An 18,673-nucleotide genomic window follows, 5' to 3' on the forward strand; every position below is an offset into this window, starting at 1 on the left:
GGTGAGGATAAATTTTCAAGAGCAAGGCGTTTGATTGAGCAATAGCAAGCTATTGTGATTGAAAACAACGCAGGACTTGGAGATTTAGACCATCCGAAGATGGTTAGATATTTAATAAAATTGGTATAAACACCGGATATAAAAAAGACGTCAGGCACATGCTTAACGTCTTTTTTAGTTTATGGTGCAGAATAATTTACCCGGCTGCCGTTAACGGTTCCTTCTGCGGCTCTGGTTACGGTTTTGTTTCTGCTGCCTTTGCTGTTTGCTTTTCTTGAACTTATCCATCAGTTTGCGCTGCTTATCCCGGGACAACTGCTTAAAGCGCTGATGGGTGTTGCGCAGCTGCTGCTGTTGCTTAGCCGGTAATTTCTTGAATTGCTCGAATTTCTTGTTTAATTGTGCCTGTTGCTGCGGCGGCAGTTGTTGCCACTGATCGAACTTATTAACCAGCGACTGCCTTTGCTCGCTGTTCATGCTGATCCAGCGGTTGGCCCCCAGTTGCAACTTCTCCTGTTGCTCGCTGGATAACTGCGACCATTGCCCGGAAAACTGTTTCAGTACCGCCTGCTCTTCCTTGGCAAGTTCACTCCAGGGCAATGCCGAGGCCAGGGAAATATTGGCGAATGCCAAGAGGGCGCACAGGATAAATTTAATCATCAGTTTTATCCTCCCCGTCGCTTGCTGATTTTACTGGATTTTTATCCGCTGAAGGTTGCTGTGTTTTCTCCGCCACCTGGCTGCTATCCGGCTCTGAGGTTAATGCCTGGGAGGAAATATCCATCGGCCCCACCAGCTCACCGTCGACTTCCACTAATCCCGCCAGATATTCGAGCAGGGCCAGGTCCGGCGTATCATTCACCTTGTCGGTCGCCATCGCGGGCATGAAAGTGCAGGTTAACAAAGTCATGCTAAAGAGATATTTCCTGTTCATTTTCTGCCAGCCAGGTAACAAATTCCAGATCCTGTAATAGCGCTAAATCTTCCGCCGGCATTTGCGATGTTGTCATCGCCAGGGGCAGGGCAGGGATAGCTTTGTCTGAAGATGGCTGTAATGATACAACGACCAGGGCCACGGCAGCAACCGGCATGGCTAGTTGAAAAAACGGCTTAACCCAGGCGCTGTCAAACAGTGCAGGTTTCGCCCTTGTTGTTTCCCGGTTAAGATGTTTTAGCGCCTGTTGGCGAATGTGCGCCAGCTCTGCCGAAGTTTTTGCCGACATATTTGCCGCCGAGCTGTCTAATGCCCGGTTTACCGCTTGGCTGACTGCCTGGCTTGCTTCGCTGTTAGCCTGAGTGTTTGATGATTGTTGATCAGAAGGAGATGTCATGATCCGCCTCCATTAAGCTTTTCAATTTATTAACCGCCCGAAAATAGTGAGTTTTGATGCTGCCCTCGGAGCAACCCATGATGTCAGCGGTCTGGGCCACCGATAACCCTTCCCAGCTGCGTAACATAAAACATTGCTGCTGCTTATCCGACAGCTGTTTTAAATGGCGCAGGGCATCCGCCTGCTGTTGGCTTTTACTGATATTATCGTCCGGCTTGTCATTTCCTGCGCTTTCCAGGGTATCCGGCCAGTCCTGATTGTCATCGTTAGTGTTGGTATTTTTCCAAAAGAAAATCACATTTTTTACTTTTTGATGGCGATGCCAGTCCCGGATACGATTTTGCAGTATCTTATAAAAGAGTGGTTTCCATTCCTGGCTGGGGCGCTGCTGATAGTTCGTTACCAGCTTTATCATGCTGTCCTGGAGAAGATCTAAAGCATCGGCGTGGGAGCCGGTTGCAAATGCTGCCATGTGATACGCCTTTTTTTCAATATCAGCCAGAAACACCTCCATGGTTACCGGCGGTGTATCCTTGTCAGCTTCTTCTGCCTGCTCTGTGATAGTTCTTGTTCCGTATTCAATATCATTTTCTAGAGATTCTGACCGATTATGGGTTGAGTTACAACGTTATCTGTTTAATGAACCTATTGTTTTTTACCATAGACAGGTTTTCCCGCCTGCGCCGGAAAAAGGTGCGTTGAGCAAAATATTCCCGACTTACCCTAAACAACGCAGCACACGGCTTTTGGTTGACAGCAGTATTAAAAAAATTCTCTTTTTTTGACTTATCTTTGTTGCCGCCCAGGCTCTCCCGAGCCTGAGTTCAGGGAGCCGGGATTAAAGTCGCTGCCAGGCCGGGTTTGCTGGCTGCTCCCGCCTTAATCTGGCGCTTTCGCTGACCCTTACCCAGCGAAACAAACATAAGATGATGATTTTTGTGATGCCGGAAACACTGGCCAGCAACAACAAAGGCCAGCCGGTGGCAAGCCCCATGCTCAGGGCGAAGGCTATGGTAGAGATATCCATCAATAAAATCATCTGGCTCATTTTTAATTCCACCGCGCCGGTGGCGCCGTTTAACAGGATCAGCCTGATCTGGGCGTAATAGCCGTATGCCAGAAATAGCGTGACAAACAGGATCAAAGCGCCGGAGATATTTTTGCTGTGATCAAAGAAGTGCCAGCTGTCAACAAGCAGGGATGCCGCGAAGCCCGCCATAGCCAAAACATAAAAAATAATGGCTGTGATTAAGCCGGTACGGGCAGGGCGGTTTCTGCGGTCATGCCAGATATGGTAGAGCACGGCCAGTACCAGGCTTGCGGCAATCAGCCTGGGCCAGACAATAAAGTGGTTAAAGGGCTCGATACTGTAGCCATAAATATAAAAGGACAGGTAGGCTAAAAAACTGACCACAAATTGCCTGATGGATAATACTTGGGTCACAGTACCCGGACTGTGTCGCCGGGCTTTTCTTTGACGTATTTTTTTAAGTTGTAAATAAACTCCGTACAGACTGAGCAAAATAAACAGGCTATTGACAAGCCCCCAAAAAGTATAAGACATAGTATTCTCTTTTTATTGTTGTATTGTCGACAATTTTATTCTTTTAAAAAGGAATTATCTATATTGTTTATATTTTAAAGGTCTATTGTCGACATTGTTGTGGTGGATAATGGCAAGTTATCAGGAGTTGCTGTGGGGCGGTATAGGGGAGAGACAGGTTATCCGGGAAAACGGCAACAGCTAAAATGCCGGACAGAGACGAACAGGCGCGGGCTTAGCCAGCTGGCTGTGCCAACAAGGCCGTATGTTTAATATTTTGCTGGTTTTTATTGGCGCTTAGGGTAGATCCTGCTCTGATTGATATAGCTTGTTCTTAAATTCATCGGCAAATCTTTTTGCGGTTTCCTGGGTGCGTTTTTGCAACTCCCGGTAGCTGACGGAAAAGTTGCAGCGCGGACAGGTTACCAGGGAAAATGGCCCGATGTTTTTTGCTATTTTGATGTCTTTTTTACATTGGATACAGGTGGTAGAGCTATTACGCAGTGGCATTATTATCCTTTCCTTGCTAAAAAATTACTTCCTTGTGTTTAATTAATGTAGCAGCCAAAGAGCACGGGATCAACCGGGGCAGGGCATGTCGGGATTTTAGTGTCTCAGGGTAAAAAAATCGCTTAACCGCAGCTTCAATTGCCGGGTCAAACGATTTTTGTCCGGCAGTACCGGGAGCAAGTTAACGAGGTTTTCGCCGTTAAAACTGCATGGCAATACCAAAGGCTACCAATACGAATAAGAAGACTGCGGTAATATCGTTAAGTCCCCATTTCGATCTTTTCCCTTTTTGCTGTTCATTAGCGCTATTTTCTGACTTCTTCATTGTTGCTTGGCTTATTGTTTGATGATGGTTTGACAGTGTTCTGTTAAATTTTTTCGGCAACTTTAGCAGCCCTGCTGCCCCGGTTCAATCGCTTTACAGGTGAATTGTTTGATCCAGCTACAGGCTTTACAAAAAATCACCTTTTTGTTTGTTTTATATGCAGAAAAACTTGCTTTGTACCCGGTGGCGCCATATCATGCCAGTACTTTCCTTAAGGAGTTTTACGCGAAAATGAACAACTAAGTCCCGACCTGAACAAACACCTTTTTGTTTTATTGGCGGGATTAGTCGGCGTAAAATTCAGCTTTTTTCTTCGTGCTCAACTGAGTTCAAGACCTGATTAAAGATAGCTTCGACAGTTCATGATTTATTGCACCGGGCAAAGTGATATTGTGCCCGTCAGAGCTATCGCTTGTTATCGGCAACAGCTACCGGCAACGCCGCCCCGCCTCCAGAGCTTTAGCGGAGGATCTATGGCCTGCATACAAATCAATAAACTCAATTATTCACTGCCTTGTGGCAAGGCACTCATTGCCGATGTTAACCTGAGCCTGGAGCGGAATTTTTATAGCCTGCTCGGCGATAACGGCTCGGGCAAATCTACACTGGCCAAGTTGCTTTGCGGGGAAATTTCACCCGGCTCCGGCAGTATTGTCTGCGAGCAGAAATTAGCCTGTTTGCCGCAATTGACCCGGACAACAGATACTGCCTGCGGGCAAACGGTGGCGCAATTTCTGGCGATCGATAAGCAGCTGGATGCCCTGGCACGCATCAGCGCCGGCGGCAGTGCCGTCGAAGATTTTGAACTGGTTAATGATAACTGGCTGTTGGCGCAGCAAACGCAGCAACAGCTAAAACTGGCGGGGCTGGATATTGCCCTGGAGCAAAGCTGCCGTCAGCTTAGCGGCGGCGAATTTACCCGTTTGCAGCTGCTTAAACTGCTGGCGGCGAAGCCGGATTTCCTGGTGTTGGATGAACCTTCCAATCATCTGGACAGTGCGGGTAAAGCCTGGTTAACACAAGTGCTGTCACAGTTTAACGGCGGCATTTTGCTGATCAGCCACGACCGGGAGCTGTTGATGCTTGCCCGGCAAACCTTAACATTGCACCGGGGGAAAATCTCACTCTACGGCGGTAACTACCGGGACTATTGCCGCCAGCACCAGGCGGAGCAGCAGGGAGTTGAGCGGCGCCTGAAAAATAAAAATGCCCGGTTAAAGGCCTTGAAAAACCGCCGGCAGGCAAGCGCCGAGAAAGCGCAAAAGCGCCGGCAAAACGGACAGAAAAACCGTCAAAGCGGCAGTCAGGCCAAAGTCCTGCTCGACTTTAAAAAGAATAAGGCCCAGGCGGGCACATCCGGGCGCCTTAAGCAAAATGCCCGGCAACAATCGGCCTTATCCCAGGAGATAAGTGCGGCCAAAGCAGGGCAGGAGCAAAGCCTTAGCTTTAATATCAAGCTGGCACAGACTCAGGGGCAGAGACAAAGCTTATTAACCGTGGAAAACCTTAAGCTGCCCTTTACCCGGGAGAAAGCGCTGAGCTTTACCCTGGCTCCCGGCGAAAAACTGCACCTTTGCGGGGCAAACGGCAGCGGGAAATCCACTTTGTTGAAGTTACTTTGTCAGCAGTTTACTTATCCGGGAGAGCTGGGGGCAGGCATAAGGATGCGTGCCCGGCCTGTTTATTTTGATCAGTTTTTCAGCCAGCTGGCACTTGAGCAAAAACAAATTGTTAACCTGTTGGGGGCGCTGAACTATTTTTGTCCGCACCTTAGCCGAAGCCAAAGCCGGGCAATACTGGCGGCCGTAGGATTTCGCGCCGAGCTGGCTGAAAAAAAATTGGCCGCCTTAAGCGGCGGTGAAATGGCAAAGTTGAGCATTGCCATTATCAGCCAGCTGAGCGACAGTGATTTGATTTTGCTCGACGAGCCGGATAACCATTTAGATATCCGCAGCAAAGATTTATTTGCCCGGGCGCTGGCAGACTTTAACGGCAGTTTTATCCTGGTCAGCCATGATACGCTTTTTGCCCGCCAGGCGGGCATTACCCGGGAGATGTCTTTGCTTTAAATTGGCTTTAGCTCACTCAAGCAGGGCAAGTTAGTATAAAATAATGCTATAACAGTGCCTGTTTTCCCGGCGGGCACTTAGTCAAAGCGAGTCATGTTAAATGTGGGGATCTTTGCCCGGTAAGGATTTAGTTGTACAACTACTGGTGCTGTTGGTGATGATGGCAGGGCCTTGTTATGGCCAGGCGAAAACATCGGATAGTGAGTTTTCATTAAATATTTATACCGAACTGATGCCCCCGTATCAGTTTATTGATGAGAAAGATAACATTACCGGCATAAATATCGAATTGCTGCGCTTGATACTCAAGCAAGAAGGCATAGATTACCAGCTGCAGCTGACCCCCTGGACCCGGGCCTATACCGCAGCCCTGAGCAACCAGTCCGGTGGTGTGATCTCTACCGCCTTAACCCAATCCCGTCTGGATAAATTTAAATGGGTCGGTCCTTTTCCTTCAAGCTCAGACGGCGTTTATCTGTTTCGTCTGGCGGCCAATAAACACATAGTGATTAATGGTTTTGAAGACATCAAAAATTATTCCCTTGGTTATGTGCGCCGGGGGATTTATGAAGAGATTTTTCGCAGCAAAGGTTTAACCGACCAGCAGTTGCTGGGCTTTGCCAGCAGCAATGAAAGTTATAAAATGTTATTTAACGGCAAGATTGATCTGGCGTTAGGATCAGATATCACGGTTTCGGATTCTTTGGCCATGTACGGTTTTGCACCGGATCATGCGGTTAAAGTCTTTCGTATTAAAGATCTCGGCGGAAATTACCTGGCGCTGAACCTTCAGGTGCCGGATGCCATAGTCAAACGTTTAAATCTCAGGTTAAAAAAAATACGGCAAAGCCGTCAGGCAACAGAGATCATTAATAAGTACAGTTCAATGGAAAAAATCACCTGGCTGCAGTCAAACTTATTGACACAAAAATAGCTGCCGCTCAGTTGCCAATAAAGGCTTGTAAATCCCCCGGCAAGTCAAACCTGGCGGGGGAAACTCTTGCTAGTGACTGTTGACAAAAGTCGTCATCACGGCTTTTTTCAGCAGGGCAGGGGGCAACAGGCCCTGTGCCAGGATAAAGTCGTGATATTTTTGCCGGTTAAACTTATCCGCCATTAACAGCTCGGTTTCTGCCCGCAGCGACATCAAACGGCTGTAACCGACAAAATATGAGGTTGCCTGCCCCTGGCCGCGGAAGGTATAACGTTCGAGCTCGGAAGTGGCCAGGGCGTCGGATAATACCAAATCATCCTTGAGCACCTTCAGCGCCTGGTCTTTGGTGATTTGGCGGGTATTTAATCCCGGGTCGAGGAAGGCCCGGGCGGCGCGGATCAGGCGGCTCCAGTTGGTGGCAAACTGGCCTTCCAGGGTCAGGTAAGGTTTGATTTCTTCTTCCATATACAAGGCCCAGCCTTCGGCATTCACCGAGTTAAAGGCGAAAATCATCCGCGCGGTCGAGACGCCTTTTTCCACCATGGAAGCAAACTGCAATTCATGTCCGGGTCTGGCTTCGTGGGCGCTTAACGGCCAGGCTGCCGCCTCATAGGTAAAATCGTCGATATGCAGCGTCTGGCCGTCTTTGGCGCCGGGGTATTTCAGCGGCAGCACAAATTCACCCACTTCTCCGGTATTGCCTATCATACGCGGCGGTTTCATAAAGGGGGCGGGGCTTTGCGCACTTTCGGCGGGGGATGCCAGGCGGATCACCAGATCCCGCTCGGGCAAGGTGATGATCTGCTCCCGTTTGATGATCTCTTCCAGGGCGTCATTTTTCGCATGGTAAAAGGGCAGAATGGCTTCGCCGGTGATCTGCTGTTTTTTCAGGGATTTAAGTACGGCCCTGTAGTCGTGATCTGAATAGCCGCGTTTTTTGGCAATGGCCATCGCCTGGGCCTGCATGGTATTTTGCAGTTGTTTAAATTCCACCTTGGCCCGGCGCTGCAGTTCATCGAGCGGCATATCCACGCCGTATTCTTTTAAGGCGAAGGCATACATTTGCTTGGGTAACTTAAAGTCGTCGCGGCCGCGCGGCAGTACCTGGCTGCGGATAAACTCATTATATTGCGCGATTTGCGTTTTGAGCTCGCTATAGGGTTTTTCAAAACCTGTGATGCCATGATCGGTAAACAGGGTTTCTATTTCCTTGAGTAAGGTTTCACTGTTTTGCAGGTCTTTTTCGATGCTTTCTTTTAGCGGCCCCGATTTGCCCAGCTGTTTCAAGCCCCTGAGCACTTCTGCCCGGGCAAGTTCGGTTAACGGCTGGTAACCTATTTCCATGCCGGTATAACGCTGCAATCTTACCAGCGCTGCCTGGTGCTGCTCAGGGGTTTTCTGATGGTCGAGCAAACTGCGCAGGCCGTTATAAATCAGCTCGCTGGCATTAAAATAGGGAAAATAATATTGCTGCTCCAGCGCGATTTGCTGCAGTGAGTCGTCGATGGCGGTTAATAAAATTTCCAGATCCTGCCTGACCGCCGGGTGTTGTTCTTTTGCCTGAATTTTTAACAGTTCTTCTTTTGCTTCCTTAAAGCTTTTGATAGCCCTGTCGTTGATGCCGGGTTTTAAATCGATAATGCTGTTGTCAAAGCCGTTGACCCCGAGCTCGGCTGCCGACTCCGGCGATAACTGGGCGATCACCTCAAGCAAAATCTGGCTGTACTGGTTACTGCGTTTTACCCAGTCGGCTTCCGCTTTAGCAAGCCCGGAGAAACACAGGCTTAAGCTCAGGCAGGCGCCGAATATCCATTTTTTATTCATTATTATTTTTCCTTTGCTAAATTAACCCGCAACCAGGCGAGTATGCCAGGATAATGTAGGCCGATAGCAGGCTTTTTGGCCAGCAGAAAATTGTGTAAATATGTTTAAGGCCTTGTTGCCGCTACTTGATATAAGGTTTTATATCTGGACAGGATTTCATCGATCACGCCGGTTTTATACAGGGTTTTTAATGCCTGCTGCAAACGGTTGACGCTTGCCTTGCCCACCGAAGCATGACAGGCCAGGGCCCGTAAACTGGTGAAATAGACCAGCAAAGGTTTAATGGTATCCACCCTGGCCTGTTGCAGCAGGTACGGGGCGGTTAAGGTGTCCGCCGCCCATAAGGCAATGCGTCCGGAGAGCAGTTTGTTGATATTGGCCTTGTCCCGTGATACCGAGTCGACGTTAAAGCCCATGGCGAGTAAATATTCCTCGATGGCGCTGCCGCGGTAGGTGCCTACGCTAAAAGCCATGGCATCATGTAAGCTGCTTAGCGGTGTTTTATCTGCCCCGACAGCATAAAAAGCCGTTTGGCTGATCAACACCGGGCTGATCCACTCAAATTCGGCCTCTCGTTGCTGCGAACGTTGCACCGGAAAAATACAGGCGCTGGTATTTTTAGCGGTCTCATAGGCCCGCTTCCACGGCAGTATTTTGATCTGATAAGGCAGCTTCGCCTGCTGAAAAAGCGCCCGGATGATATCGACACTGGCGCCGGTAATTTCCCCCTGGTGCTTAATAACATAAGGGGGCATTTCCTGGGTCATCAGCACCAGCGGGGGGGCAGCAAACAGAGACGGGTTAGCCATAAACAAGAGCAGGGACAAGCCCTGCGGCAATATCTTGTTTGTCAGGCGGGTTACAATGCTCATATTTGTTTTGTCTTTGGCTCAGCGCTTGTCATACGTCTTTGTTTTGCCGTGTTCTGTATGTTAATTATGGCAGCGGTTTTGGTTGCTTAACGCCAGTTTTTAAGTGAGTCCCGATAACTACGGGTTTCCCCCCCGGGTTTTTCATTGATTAACTTTGGTTTCGGCGCCCCGGGCCGGGCTAGCCAGTATAATTCGCTTTTGGGGGTATTGAGTTTGGGCTGGCACTTTTTCTGTCCTTTCCCGGCAATGGCCAGCAGCCGCTCATCCATGGCAAGTGCCAGTTGATCCATGGCCTGTTTGGCACTGATTTTGTGATGTACCGCCAAACCGGCATGTTTCCACCATAAGTCTGCCAGGCCCGGGTAATCCGGGACATTTATGCCGGTAGGGGTCCAGGCTTTACGGGCATTGCTGCGGTAAAAATCAACAAGACCGGCATATTTTCCCGCTACTTCGCTGATATGCCCGGAGAAAATATCCGAATGGCGAACCGGGGTCAGCCCCACCAGGAATTTTTTCAGGGAGACGGTTTTTGACACCACAAACTGGGCATACAGCCAGGCGGCCTGACGCCGCTTTAGTGGTGTGCCGGTCAACATGGTCCAGCCGCCGACATCCTGATAGCCCAGTTTCATGCCCGGTTGCCAGTAAGGTCCCCTGGGACTGGGGGCCATGCGCCATTTCGGATGGCCGTTATCGTCTGTGACCGGCAAGCGGGGATCGAGCAGGGCGGCGGTAAAAGCGCTATACCAGAAAATCTGCTGGGCAATCTGTCCTTTGCCGGCCCAGGCGCCGGCGCCGGTAAAGTCGAGGTGTTTGGCATCCGGCGGCGCATATTGCTCCAACCAGTGGATAAATTTTGTTAATGCATAAACCGCCGCCGGACTGTTCAAAGCGCCGCCGCGGGCAACACTGGCCCCGACCGGGTGGCAGTTTTCAAGCCTTATGCCCCATTCATCTACCGGTAAACCGTTGGGCAGGCCAGGATCCCCGACCCCCGCCATCGACAGCCAGGCATCGGAAAAACGCCAGCCCAGGGAAGGGTCCATTTTGCCGTAATCCATATGCCCGTAGACCCGGACCCCGTCTATCTGTTTCACATGTACGGTGAAAAACTCGGCAATATCTTCATAGGCGGACCAGTTGACCGGCACGTTTAACTCATAACCGTAACGCTGCTTAAATTGTTTTTTTAACGCCGGGCGGGAAAACCAGTCGTGGCGGTACCAGTAGAGGTTGGCAAACTGCTGATCCGGTAACTGATATAATTTGCCGTCGGGACCTGTGGTGAAAGGTAAGCCGATAAAATCCGCCAAATCCAGGGTCGGCAGGGTGACGGTTTTTCCTGCGCCGGCGATAAAGTCGCTGAGCGCTATTACCGCCCCGGAGCGGTAATGGCTGCCGATAAAATCGCTGTCGTTGATGTACATATCATATAAGGGGATCCCCAGTTCAATCTGGGTCTGTATCTTTTTAATGACGTCGTCTTCGCCGGTGATTTCATGGATGACCCGGATGCCGGTGATGTCAAAAAAAGCCCGGGCGAGGGTATTGGCTTCGTATAAGTGGGTGGCGATGCGCTCCGAGACCACCCGTACTTCGATATCCCGGTAGGGTTTGGCGGCTTCGATAAACCAGCGCATTTCATCAACTTGCTGCTCGCGGCTGATACTCGAGACGGTAAACTCCTTTTCTATCCAGGTGCGGGCTGATTTTATCCCGTGACTGTCTTGTGTCGCGGCGAATGCTTGCCCGGCTAAGGAGTTAACGATGAGCAACGCCATCAACAGCGCTTTAATCATCCTAAGCCTCCCGTGAGTCGTCTCCCCAGTTATAACTTTAGCTGAGATAGCAAGGATTTTTAATGTCAGCGGCCTTTTTCATTAAGGTGCAATGATGTTGTCATCTTGCTATGGTGGAATCCACAATGGAGTTTATGATAAAAATCGAAGGAAACGATATGACATTTAGTGTAAAAACCCTTACCGCCTTGTGTCTTGGCGCTTCACTTGCCCTGCCGGTGCTGGCAGACAGTGATGTTTATGTGACCAATAACTCGCCGCAAAACCTGTCGGTATCGGTCAGCCATACCGGGGATGCCTTACTTATCGAGGGCAGCGAATGGCAACAGCATGTCCAGACTTTAGGGCCGTGGGAAACCCGTATGGTACTCAGCTTTAACCGCTGGGAAAATGTAAAATCCGGCAAGACCTACCATTTTGAAACTATGCTCACCAATGAGCACGGCGACAGTGTTGCTTTGCACCAGCAGGTCAAAGGGCACTGGTACAACTCCAGCTTAAAGCACGGCGCCAGCTCGGACGAATTTGCCCTGCGCTGGTATGATGACAGGGATATCCACCGCGAGCAGGTGCAAATGAGTCAGCAAGGCGCTACTACCGAGCTGGCCTTTAAGGCTGCGGCTACCGCCCGTTATGACGATCTCTATTATGCCGTTACCCCGCAAAAAATCGACGAGCAGGCCAACCCCGATGCCGATACCCTTAAGGTGATGACCTATAATATCTGGGCGTTGCCGGCAATTGCTTCCCATATCGGCGACCGCTACGATATTTTGCCCGCATATATGAAAGGTTATGATGTGCTGATGCTGCAGGAAGTTTTTGCCTCCGGGCGCGAGGCTTTCCTGCGCACCCTGGCAGCAGAGTACCCGTACCAGACCCGGATGCTGGATAAAGACGGCATTAATATCTATGACGGCGGCGTTACTATTGTCAGCCGTTACCCGATAGTGAACCAGGGACAATATGTTTATCCCGATTGCAGCGGCAGCGACTGTTTTGCCGATAAAGGCCTGAATTACGCCGAAGTGATCAAGGGGGGCAAGGCCTACCACTTGCTGGCAACCCATACCGCTTCGTTTGATACCGACACCGCCCGGGAGTACCGCCAGCGCCAGTTCCAGCAGATGCGTACCTTTGCCGAAAACCTGAATATTCCCGCCGATGAAACCGTGATTTACGGCGGCGACTTTAATGTCAACAAACGCAAGTTTGCCGACGATTATGCCGATATGCTCGCTAACCTCAATGCACAAGAGCCTGAGTACGGCGGTTATACCGAGTCGACCTTTGACCCGCGCATCAACGGCTTTGCCGGTAAGGCCCTGTCCGGCGGCGAAAACATCGAATACCTGGATTATATCGTGGTCAGCAAGGCGCACCAGGGACGTGAGCACAATACCAATGTGGTGAAAATCCCGAGAAGCTCTGATCAACGGTTATTTAAACACTGGAACCTGTCGGATCACTTCCCTGTGGTGACGGAACTGCGTTAATGGCCTCAAGATTAGCGTTAAGCACCGCCCTTTGGGGCGGTGCGGTTGTTTTTACTCTGGTTTGCTTTTACGGCTTTTATGAGTTTTTTGGTCAAGGCAAAGGAGATATGGAAATACCGGCTGTTGCTATTGCCCAAAAAAGTAACGGGCTGAACCAGGCCTTAAGACGTATCCAGCCTAAGCATACCCACCCGGCGGTCGACCCGGGTTTAGCTGAAAAGTCACAGCCGACAGAGCAGGGTGCAGCAGAAAGCTGGGCTCAGCATACCAGCCGAGAAATAGAACTGGCCTCGGGTAAGACCTTGCAGGCATTACTGCGCCGCTTCTGGCAGTTGTGCACGGCACAAGATAATTGCCCGGAACAGCTGGCCCGGCTGCACTCGGTGCTGGCGCCCGACTATTATCATTTGCTGGAAAATTTTGCCGACTTGGAGCAGGTACGCGAGCAGTTGCTCGGGGCCGAACTTAGCGCCCATGACAGCGCACTTGAAGATAAAATTGCCCGGGTTAAAGCCATCAATGAGCAGGTATGGGGACAAGACGCCGAGTTGTTATACCGGGACGAATATGCCCTGTATGACTTTTCCCTTCAGGGACGGGAATTGGCGCAATTATCCGGGGTCGAGGCGTTTATTGACGGCTACCGGCAGCTGACCTCACGCTGGCAGGGTAAGCTGGCAAGTTTTGAGCTGCAAACTTCGCAGGCCAAATACGAACAAGCTTTGTCGCTGTTACCGCCATCTTTTAGTGAAAGCCAGCAGGCAATGGCCCGGGCCGAGCTGGCGCACTTGTATTTAACCCCGGAGCAGGCGGCCTCGGTGCAGCAAAGGGCAGGGCAAGTGGCGCAGCAGGCGGATACCGTGGCCAGCTATCAACAAGGCCTGGCGGCACTGAACCGGGAATTGGCGCTGTTAAGGAAAACAACCCTGGCGCACTTATCCACAGCCGAGTGGCAAAGTTATCAGAGCACACAAAAATACCGCTACCGGCTGGATTTCTTCGCGGATTAATCTTCGGGCGGCTGTTGGCAGTTAGCCCGGGGCATGAGTTGGCAGCGGGTAGGCTATGGTCTAAGCTTTTAATTGTCTTAGCTAAAGAGGCTGGCATTATGGCCCCAGACCGTGAGCAACTGGCTAACAAGCTGTTCGAATTTGTACAAAGCAATGAAGAAGGTTATGCCATTTTTGACGCCAATGACCATCTGCTCTACTGCAACCAATCCTATGGGCAAATTTTAGGTTTTGATGCCGGGGTGCTTATTGGCCGCACTTTCCTTGATATCATTTCCCTGTGTTTTAACTCCGATAAAGGCTTTAAAACCGACACCGATGATCTTGATGTCTTGCTGGCCCGGATCAGCACCCAGTGGCGCTCGAATAACTATCGCTTATTTGAAATGCAAAGTCATGATGACCGCTGGTTTTTGTTTTCCGAGATCAAAAATGACCGCGGCGAAATCCTGATCCAGACCAAGCAGGTCACCGAGCAAAAAGTGCTGGAGCAAAAACTGCTGGAATCACGAGACAACCTCAGGCAGCTGGCTTTGACCGACGAGCTGACCGGGGTGGCCAACCGCCGCTGTTTTGTCGACTCGGTCGAAGCCGAGCTGCACAGGTGCCGCCGCCATAACTACCAGGTGGCCTATATGATTTTAGATCTGGATTTTTTTAAAGGTATCAACGACAACTATGGCCACCAGGCGGGGGATCTGGTGCTGCAGGCGGTGGCGAAACGGGTGAAAAAAATGCTCCGGGATTACGATATTTTCGGCCGCATCGGCGGTGAAGAATTTGCCGTGTTTCTCGGTCGCACTAAGGTCGAAGAAGTACTGTTGGTCGCCGAGCGCATTCGCGAAGCCATTGCCGACAATCCGCTGCTATACCGGGGCAACAGCATAGCCATGACCACCTCCATAGGTATCAGCTTGTGCACTTCGGTTGCCCACACTTACCAGGACTTGTACAACCAGGCGGATCAGGCCCTGTACCAGGCAAAAGCCAACGGTCGCAATATGTGCCAGTTCTACCGGGAGGAGCATGAACAAAAATAGTGCCTGATATCCAGTCACCTCCAGTTACCCAAAATGCATGCCTTATGTCGCCTTGGCGGCAATGCCTTATAAACAGCGCGGTTAACTTTGAACTAAAACAAACTTTTGTTGAATAGATATAAAAAATCAAATAAAACAGTAGGTTGTTAAATTACTTTCAGTATAATCCCAGGCCCCGAGTTCATCTCTGAACTTGGGGCCTGTTTATTTTGGGGCGTGAATGATTTTTGGCTGTTCTGACACCTGTCTGCGTGAGAAAAATGTCATGTGGCATCACGACAGGTCCGTTTTTTGTCTTGATAACTGCAAAAACGCTCAAAATCTTAATCCCCTAGAAAGATAAACAGGCCCCGGGAATTAACGCTAAACACATTTAAAGGAATGAATATGTTCAAAAAATTAATATTACCTGTGGCCATAACCCTGTTATTGAGTCCGCTAGCCGGCGCCATTTCCCTGGATAAGGCGGGAAAAGCAAAAGGCCCGTCTATCCAACTGATCGGCGGCAGCACAACCAGTGACTGGCCGTCTGCGGTGCAGTTTTTTGTCTCCGGCGGCAGTGCCTGTACCGCCGTGAAAATTGCCAGCCACAGATATTTAACCGCGGCGCATTGTCTTATCGACAAAACCACAGGTGAGGTTGAAAGCAGTGCTTTCTTTGGCGCAAAAGTTTATTTAAGTAATGTGCAAGAGCCGACGACTTCATCGGGCTGGACGGTGAATTATCTTAACCGGGTGATGCTGCATTCATCTTATGTGTCCGAGATACTCAGCCGTATCAATAGTAATGAAAGCACCAACGGGGCAGGCATGCATAGTTTTGATGTTGCCACCTTTACCCTGCAAAATACTTCCCCTTATCCCGTGAGTGCAGTGGACTTTAATGAAGTACACCCCGGAGATAATATTACCCTGGTAGGTTATGGCTGCGAGGAAAAAGTTGGCAAAAACCGTAGCGGTTATGGCCGTAAAAAGGCCGGTAATACTTATGCCCTGGCTATTGATGCCTATGATAACCATCCCGGATATAGTGCCTATTATGCCGGTAAGGCAGCGGAGGTTTTCTATCATAATGTTGTGGTTGCAGCGCCTAAACTCGATGGCAGCGCGCCGGGTTTATGCCCGGGAGATTCCGGCGGCCCGGCTTTTAAAAACAACAAAGTGATCGGTGTCGGGGCCTATTACAGCTTTATGGACACTTCCGGCATTGCCTATACCAATATGGAAACCAAGCTTTCTGGTTTGGCGGCTTGGGCGGGTTGGTCGCTATAACAATAGCGGCCGATTTATCGGCTTGGCATCTGTGTGATTTCTAAGGATCAGTGAGGCAGGTGCCAATGCCCAACTTGTTTCGAAAAACCAACGGCTGTAACAGCTCATGTCTGACCGGATAAGCGGAGATCAATCACTTAGCAAGCGGTAAAAATCAGCCTTCATTTTAATTGGCTGTAACTTCAAGCGGATAACGTTTTTTCGTCATTTTTAATTGGCAGAAAGTCCTTTTTTCTGCGTCATAAAATCTAACATCTTGACATACAAAACCCCCTCAATAAACAGGCGATCCTGGCGATTTGTATTAAGATTAAAACGTGTTTAACAGTTGAGGTTTAACTTGACGGCCAAGACTTGCTTTTGCTTGTAAAAGTGCTTTATTTGCGCCTTGAGGAGAATAACATGAAATCTGTAATAACAGCTCTACTTACCGCAGCCACGGCTTTTGCTTTTTCGGCCAATGCCGCCACCTACAAATTTGTTGCCGCCAATAATCTGCCCGGCACTCAGATATGTGTTTCTGCGGCTAAAAACGATTTGATCGGCTACAAAGATATGGCAAAACGTTACGGGGTAAGGCACAAGTATATTGCCAATAACCTGACCTGTAACGGTGAGGAAATTGCCAGATTCGCCGCCGCCTATGGCGCAACAAGAACCGCGGATTATATTAACCGCTTCCACAAGGGAAAAGTCAGTATTATCGACATTGCTAAAGCGGCGCAAGAAAAACAACAGGCAGCAGGCGAGGATCAGGAAGTTATCCTGGTGATGGTGCACTAGTAGCACAACACCTTTTCGGGGGCCGTTGCAAATGAAGCTGCCCCCGATATTGTTCCCTGTCTATTCGGCTTTTATTCCCTGTTTATTCCGTGAGCGGAGTTAAATCGGCAATGCCGTTGCTGTCGGCAGCTGTGCTGACCAGGGGATACTGGGTCAGGCGCGCCGGTGTTGTGCCCGGGCAAACCTTATAGACAAACTGTTTTCTTAGCCTGTGGTACTGGCTGTCGGCGGCGGTGAAACAGTGTTTCATTTGCAGCAGCTCTTCTTCCCGGTACTGGGCCAGGGGTTTTTCCAGCTCGTCTTTATCTCGTTGGGCCAGTTTAGTGCTCAGCAAGGCCACATACTGGTCATCTTCAAGCAGAATTCTACAATATTCTTTTAAATCAAACGCATAAGCGGTCGGGTCTGACGGGAATACCGCATCTACCAGCCCTATGTTGGCGGCGGCCTGGGCGCCGAGCGGCATACAGCTTTGGGTCAGGTCGATTGCCTGGCGGTAGCCGATACGCCGCGGCAGGGTATAGGTCCAGTATTCGGAGCCGTACAAACCCATGGTTTTATAATGGGGGTTTAGCACCACGCCGTCGCGGGCGACCACCTGATCACAGGCCAGTGCCAGCATCACGCCGCCGGCGCCGGCATTGTTGCCCAGGGAGGCCAGGGTGATTTTGTTGCGGGTTTCCAGGATCGCCTGTACCAGGTCGTCTATGGCATTGATATTGCGCCACGACTCCTCGGCCGGATCGTCGCTCGCCTCAATATGGTTGAGGTGGATGCCGTTTGAGAAGAAGTCGTCTCCCCCCATCAGCACCAATATCCGGGTATTGCGGCACTGGGCGGCTTTGTAGGCGGTCAGCAGGCGCTGACACTGCTCTGTGCCCATGGCGCCGTTATGAAAATTAAAATAAAGGTAACCGACGCCGTCGGCTTCGCGGTAGCTGATTTCTTTATAGGTTTTGATCTTATGGGCTGCCAGCGGCGGCAGTTTAAGCTCGGGAGTCTCTGTCAGGTGCTCTGCCAGCACCCAGGCGGCGGGCAATTTAAAATAGCTGTTGTCGGCGTTTTTTTGCTGTTTCAAATGGCTGATCCAGATGGCGCCGTCTAAGGTGGAGATGCAAATGGCGCCGTCACGCTGGGCAATGACTTTTTTCGGGGCATCGGCTTTTAACACCAGCTCCTGGTGGGCGCCGAAAAGGTAAACGCCGATCCCGAAAAAATCATCCAGTACACCGGGGAAACTGTCGGCGGCGTGGATTTTTCTCAAGACTTCGCAGGTATTGTCCCGGTGCCAGTTAATGCTGCGCTCTGCCTGGCGGATCAGGGGTTTTAAGCTGCCTTTGACTTTTTTATCGCTGTAATCGAGCGGCAGGGGTTTAAAGTCTGCCATTTGCTGCCACTCCAGAATATCGTCCACCAGTGCCGATGCCATTTGCGTAACTTCCTGGCGGTATAAGCTGGCTTTTGAGGCAGGGCGCATTTTAAAATTTTTCGATGACCAGATATCGCCGGCATCCATTTCGCTGTCCGCCTGCAAGGCGGTGACGCCCCACTGGCTTTGCTGATCTAAAATCGCCCAGTCCAGGGAAGAGGGCCCGCGGTCGCCGATAATGCCCGGGTGAATGATAATGCACAGGTGTTTTTGCCAGATATCATCCGGGATGCGTTGTTTGAGAAACGGACACAGGATCAGTTCAGGTTCAAAGGTATCGATGGCATAGCGGACTTCGCTTTCCTGTCCGGCAAAAACGACGCTGACTGCGTGTCCCTGGAGTTTAAGTTGTTCATAAATGCGTTGGCTGAGGCCGTTAAAGGCGGTGACGAGTAATAAAATACGCACGGGTTCTTCCTTGTTGCTGCGGGTG

At 50.3% G+C, this 18,673-nt stretch carries 17 protein-coding genes; 7 read left to right on the forward strand and 10 right to left on the reverse strand.

The features are described 5' to 3' along the window. Positions 1 to 210 precede the first annotated feature (210 nt). From SG35_RS08835 to SG35_RS08860, 6 genes are all read right to left on the reverse strand, one after another. Positions 211 to 660 carry a DUF3106 domain-containing protein gene (locus tag SG35_RS08835; protein WP_044830872.1) on the reverse strand — a complete coding sequence of 150 codons (450 nt, stop codon included), beginning with the start codon at positions 658 to 660 and terminating at the stop codon, positions 211 to 213. Beyond that, complete coding sequence (locus SG35_RS08840; protein WP_044830873.1) at positions 653 to 910, reverse strand: hypothetical protein; 258 nt, start codon at positions 908 to 910, stop codon at positions 653 to 655. Before SG35_RS08840 ends, SG35_RS08835 begins: the two co-directional genes overlap by 8 nt. A gap of 1 nt (position 911) precedes the next feature. Next, on the reverse strand, positions 912 to 1,331 hold the full coding sequence (locus SG35_RS08845) for a hypothetical protein (RefSeq protein ID WP_044830874.1): 420 nt from the start codon (positions 1,329 to 1,331) through the stop codon (positions 912 to 914). Continuing rightward, entirely contained in the window at positions 1,315 to 1,914 is a 600-nt protein-coding gene (locus SG35_RS08850; protein WP_337993199.1) for an RNA polymerase sigma factor, read from the reverse strand. Before SG35_RS08850 ends, SG35_RS08845 begins: the two co-directional genes overlap by 17 nt. Before the next feature lie 255 nt (positions 1,915 to 2,169). Further along, positions 2,170 to 2,895: a hypothetical protein gene (locus tag SG35_RS08855; protein WP_044830876.1), complete on the reverse strand. Its 726-nt coding sequence runs from the start codon at positions 2,893 to 2,895 to the stop codon at positions 2,170 to 2,172. Between the two features lie 276 nt (positions 2,896 to 3,171). Next, a complete protein-coding gene (locus SG35_RS08860) occupies positions 3,172 to 3,384 on the reverse strand; it encodes a DEAD/DEAH box helicase family protein (protein WP_044830877.1) in 213 nt (70 codons plus the stop codon). Positions 3,385 to 4,182: 798 nt separating this feature from the next. Here SG35_RS08860 and SG35_RS08865 point away from each other — a divergent pair. Beyond that, the gene (locus SG35_RS08865; protein ID WP_044830878.1) at positions 4,183 to 5,778 is read left to right on the forward strand and encodes an ATP-binding cassette domain-containing protein; all 1,596 of its coding nucleotides are present in this window, start codon (positions 4,183 to 4,185) and stop codon (positions 5,776 to 5,778) included. A gap of 112 nt (positions 5,779 to 5,890) precedes the next feature. Further along, entirely contained in the window at positions 5,891 to 6,712 is an 822-nt protein-coding gene (locus tag SG35_RS08870) for a substrate-binding periplasmic protein (RefSeq protein WP_160298218.1), read from the forward strand. Between the two features lie 69 nt (positions 6,713 to 6,781). Here SG35_RS08870 and SG35_RS08875 read toward each other — a convergent pair whose 3' ends face one another. The 3 genes from SG35_RS08875 to SG35_RS08885 form a co-directional block, all read right to left on the reverse strand. Further along, positions 6,782 to 8,536 carry a DUF885 domain-containing protein gene (locus tag SG35_RS08875; RefSeq protein WP_044830880.1) on the reverse strand — a complete coding sequence of 585 codons (1,755 nt, stop codon included), beginning with the start codon at positions 8,534 to 8,536 and terminating at the stop codon, positions 6,782 to 6,784. A 104-nt stretch (positions 8,537 to 8,640) separates the two neighbouring features. Further along, positions 8,641 to 9,408, reverse strand: a complete 768-nt coding sequence (locus tag SG35_RS08880; protein WP_044830881.1) for a substrate-binding periplasmic protein — start codon at positions 9,406 to 9,408, stop codon at positions 8,641 to 8,643. Between the two features lie 86 nt (positions 9,409 to 9,494). Continuing rightward, positions 9,495 to 11,210, reverse strand: a complete 1,716-nt coding sequence (locus tag SG35_RS08885) for an ABC transporter substrate-binding protein (RefSeq protein ID WP_044830882.1) — start codon at positions 11,208 to 11,210, stop codon at positions 9,495 to 9,497. Positions 11,211 to 11,368: 158 nt separating this feature from the next. On the opposite strand from SG35_RS08885, the gene SG35_RS08890 reads away from it, so the two are divergent. The 5 genes from SG35_RS08890 to SG35_RS08910 all read left to right on the forward strand — a co-directional run bounded on the left by SG35_RS08890 (position 11,369) and on the right by SG35_RS08910 (position 16,811). Further along, complete coding sequence (locus tag SG35_RS08890) at positions 11,369 to 12,706, forward strand: sphingomyelin phosphodiesterase (protein ID WP_044830952.1); 1,338 nt, start codon at positions 11,369 to 11,371, stop codon at positions 12,704 to 12,706. Then, entirely contained in the window at positions 12,706 to 13,716 is a 1,011-nt protein-coding gene (locus SG35_RS08895) for a hypothetical protein (RefSeq protein ID WP_044830883.1), read from the forward strand. The genes SG35_RS08890 and SG35_RS08895 overlap by 1 nt, the downstream gene beginning before the upstream one ends. A gap of 98 nt (positions 13,717 to 13,814) precedes the next feature. Beyond that, positions 13,815 to 14,756 carry a sensor domain-containing diguanylate cyclase gene (locus SG35_RS08900; protein WP_044830884.1) on the forward strand — a complete coding sequence of 314 codons (942 nt, stop codon included), beginning with the start codon at positions 13,815 to 13,817 and terminating at the stop codon, positions 14,754 to 14,756. 387 nt (positions 14,757 to 15,143) lie between these two features. Further along, positions 15,144 to 16,028, forward strand: a complete 885-nt coding sequence (locus tag SG35_RS08905) for a trypsin-like serine protease (protein WP_044830885.1) — start codon at positions 15,144 to 15,146, stop codon at positions 16,026 to 16,028. Between the two features lie 402 nt (positions 16,029 to 16,430). Next, complete coding sequence (locus tag SG35_RS08910) at positions 16,431 to 16,811, forward strand: DUF3718 domain-containing protein (RefSeq protein ID WP_044830886.1); 381 nt, start codon at positions 16,431 to 16,433, stop codon at positions 16,809 to 16,811. 82 nt (positions 16,812 to 16,893) lie between these two features. Here SG35_RS08910 and SG35_RS08915 read toward each other — a convergent pair whose 3' ends face one another. Beyond that, a complete protein-coding gene (locus tag SG35_RS08915) occupies positions 16,894 to 18,648 on the reverse strand; it encodes a hydrogenase maturation protein (protein WP_044830887.1) in 1,755 nt (584 codons plus the stop codon). Positions 18,649 to 18,673 lie beyond the last annotated feature (25 nt).

The sequence above is a fragment of the Thalassomonas actiniarum genome (assembly GCF_000948975.2).
Classification (GTDB): Bacteria; Pseudomonadota; Gammaproteobacteria; order Enterobacterales; family Alteromonadaceae; genus Thalassomonas; species Thalassomonas actiniarum.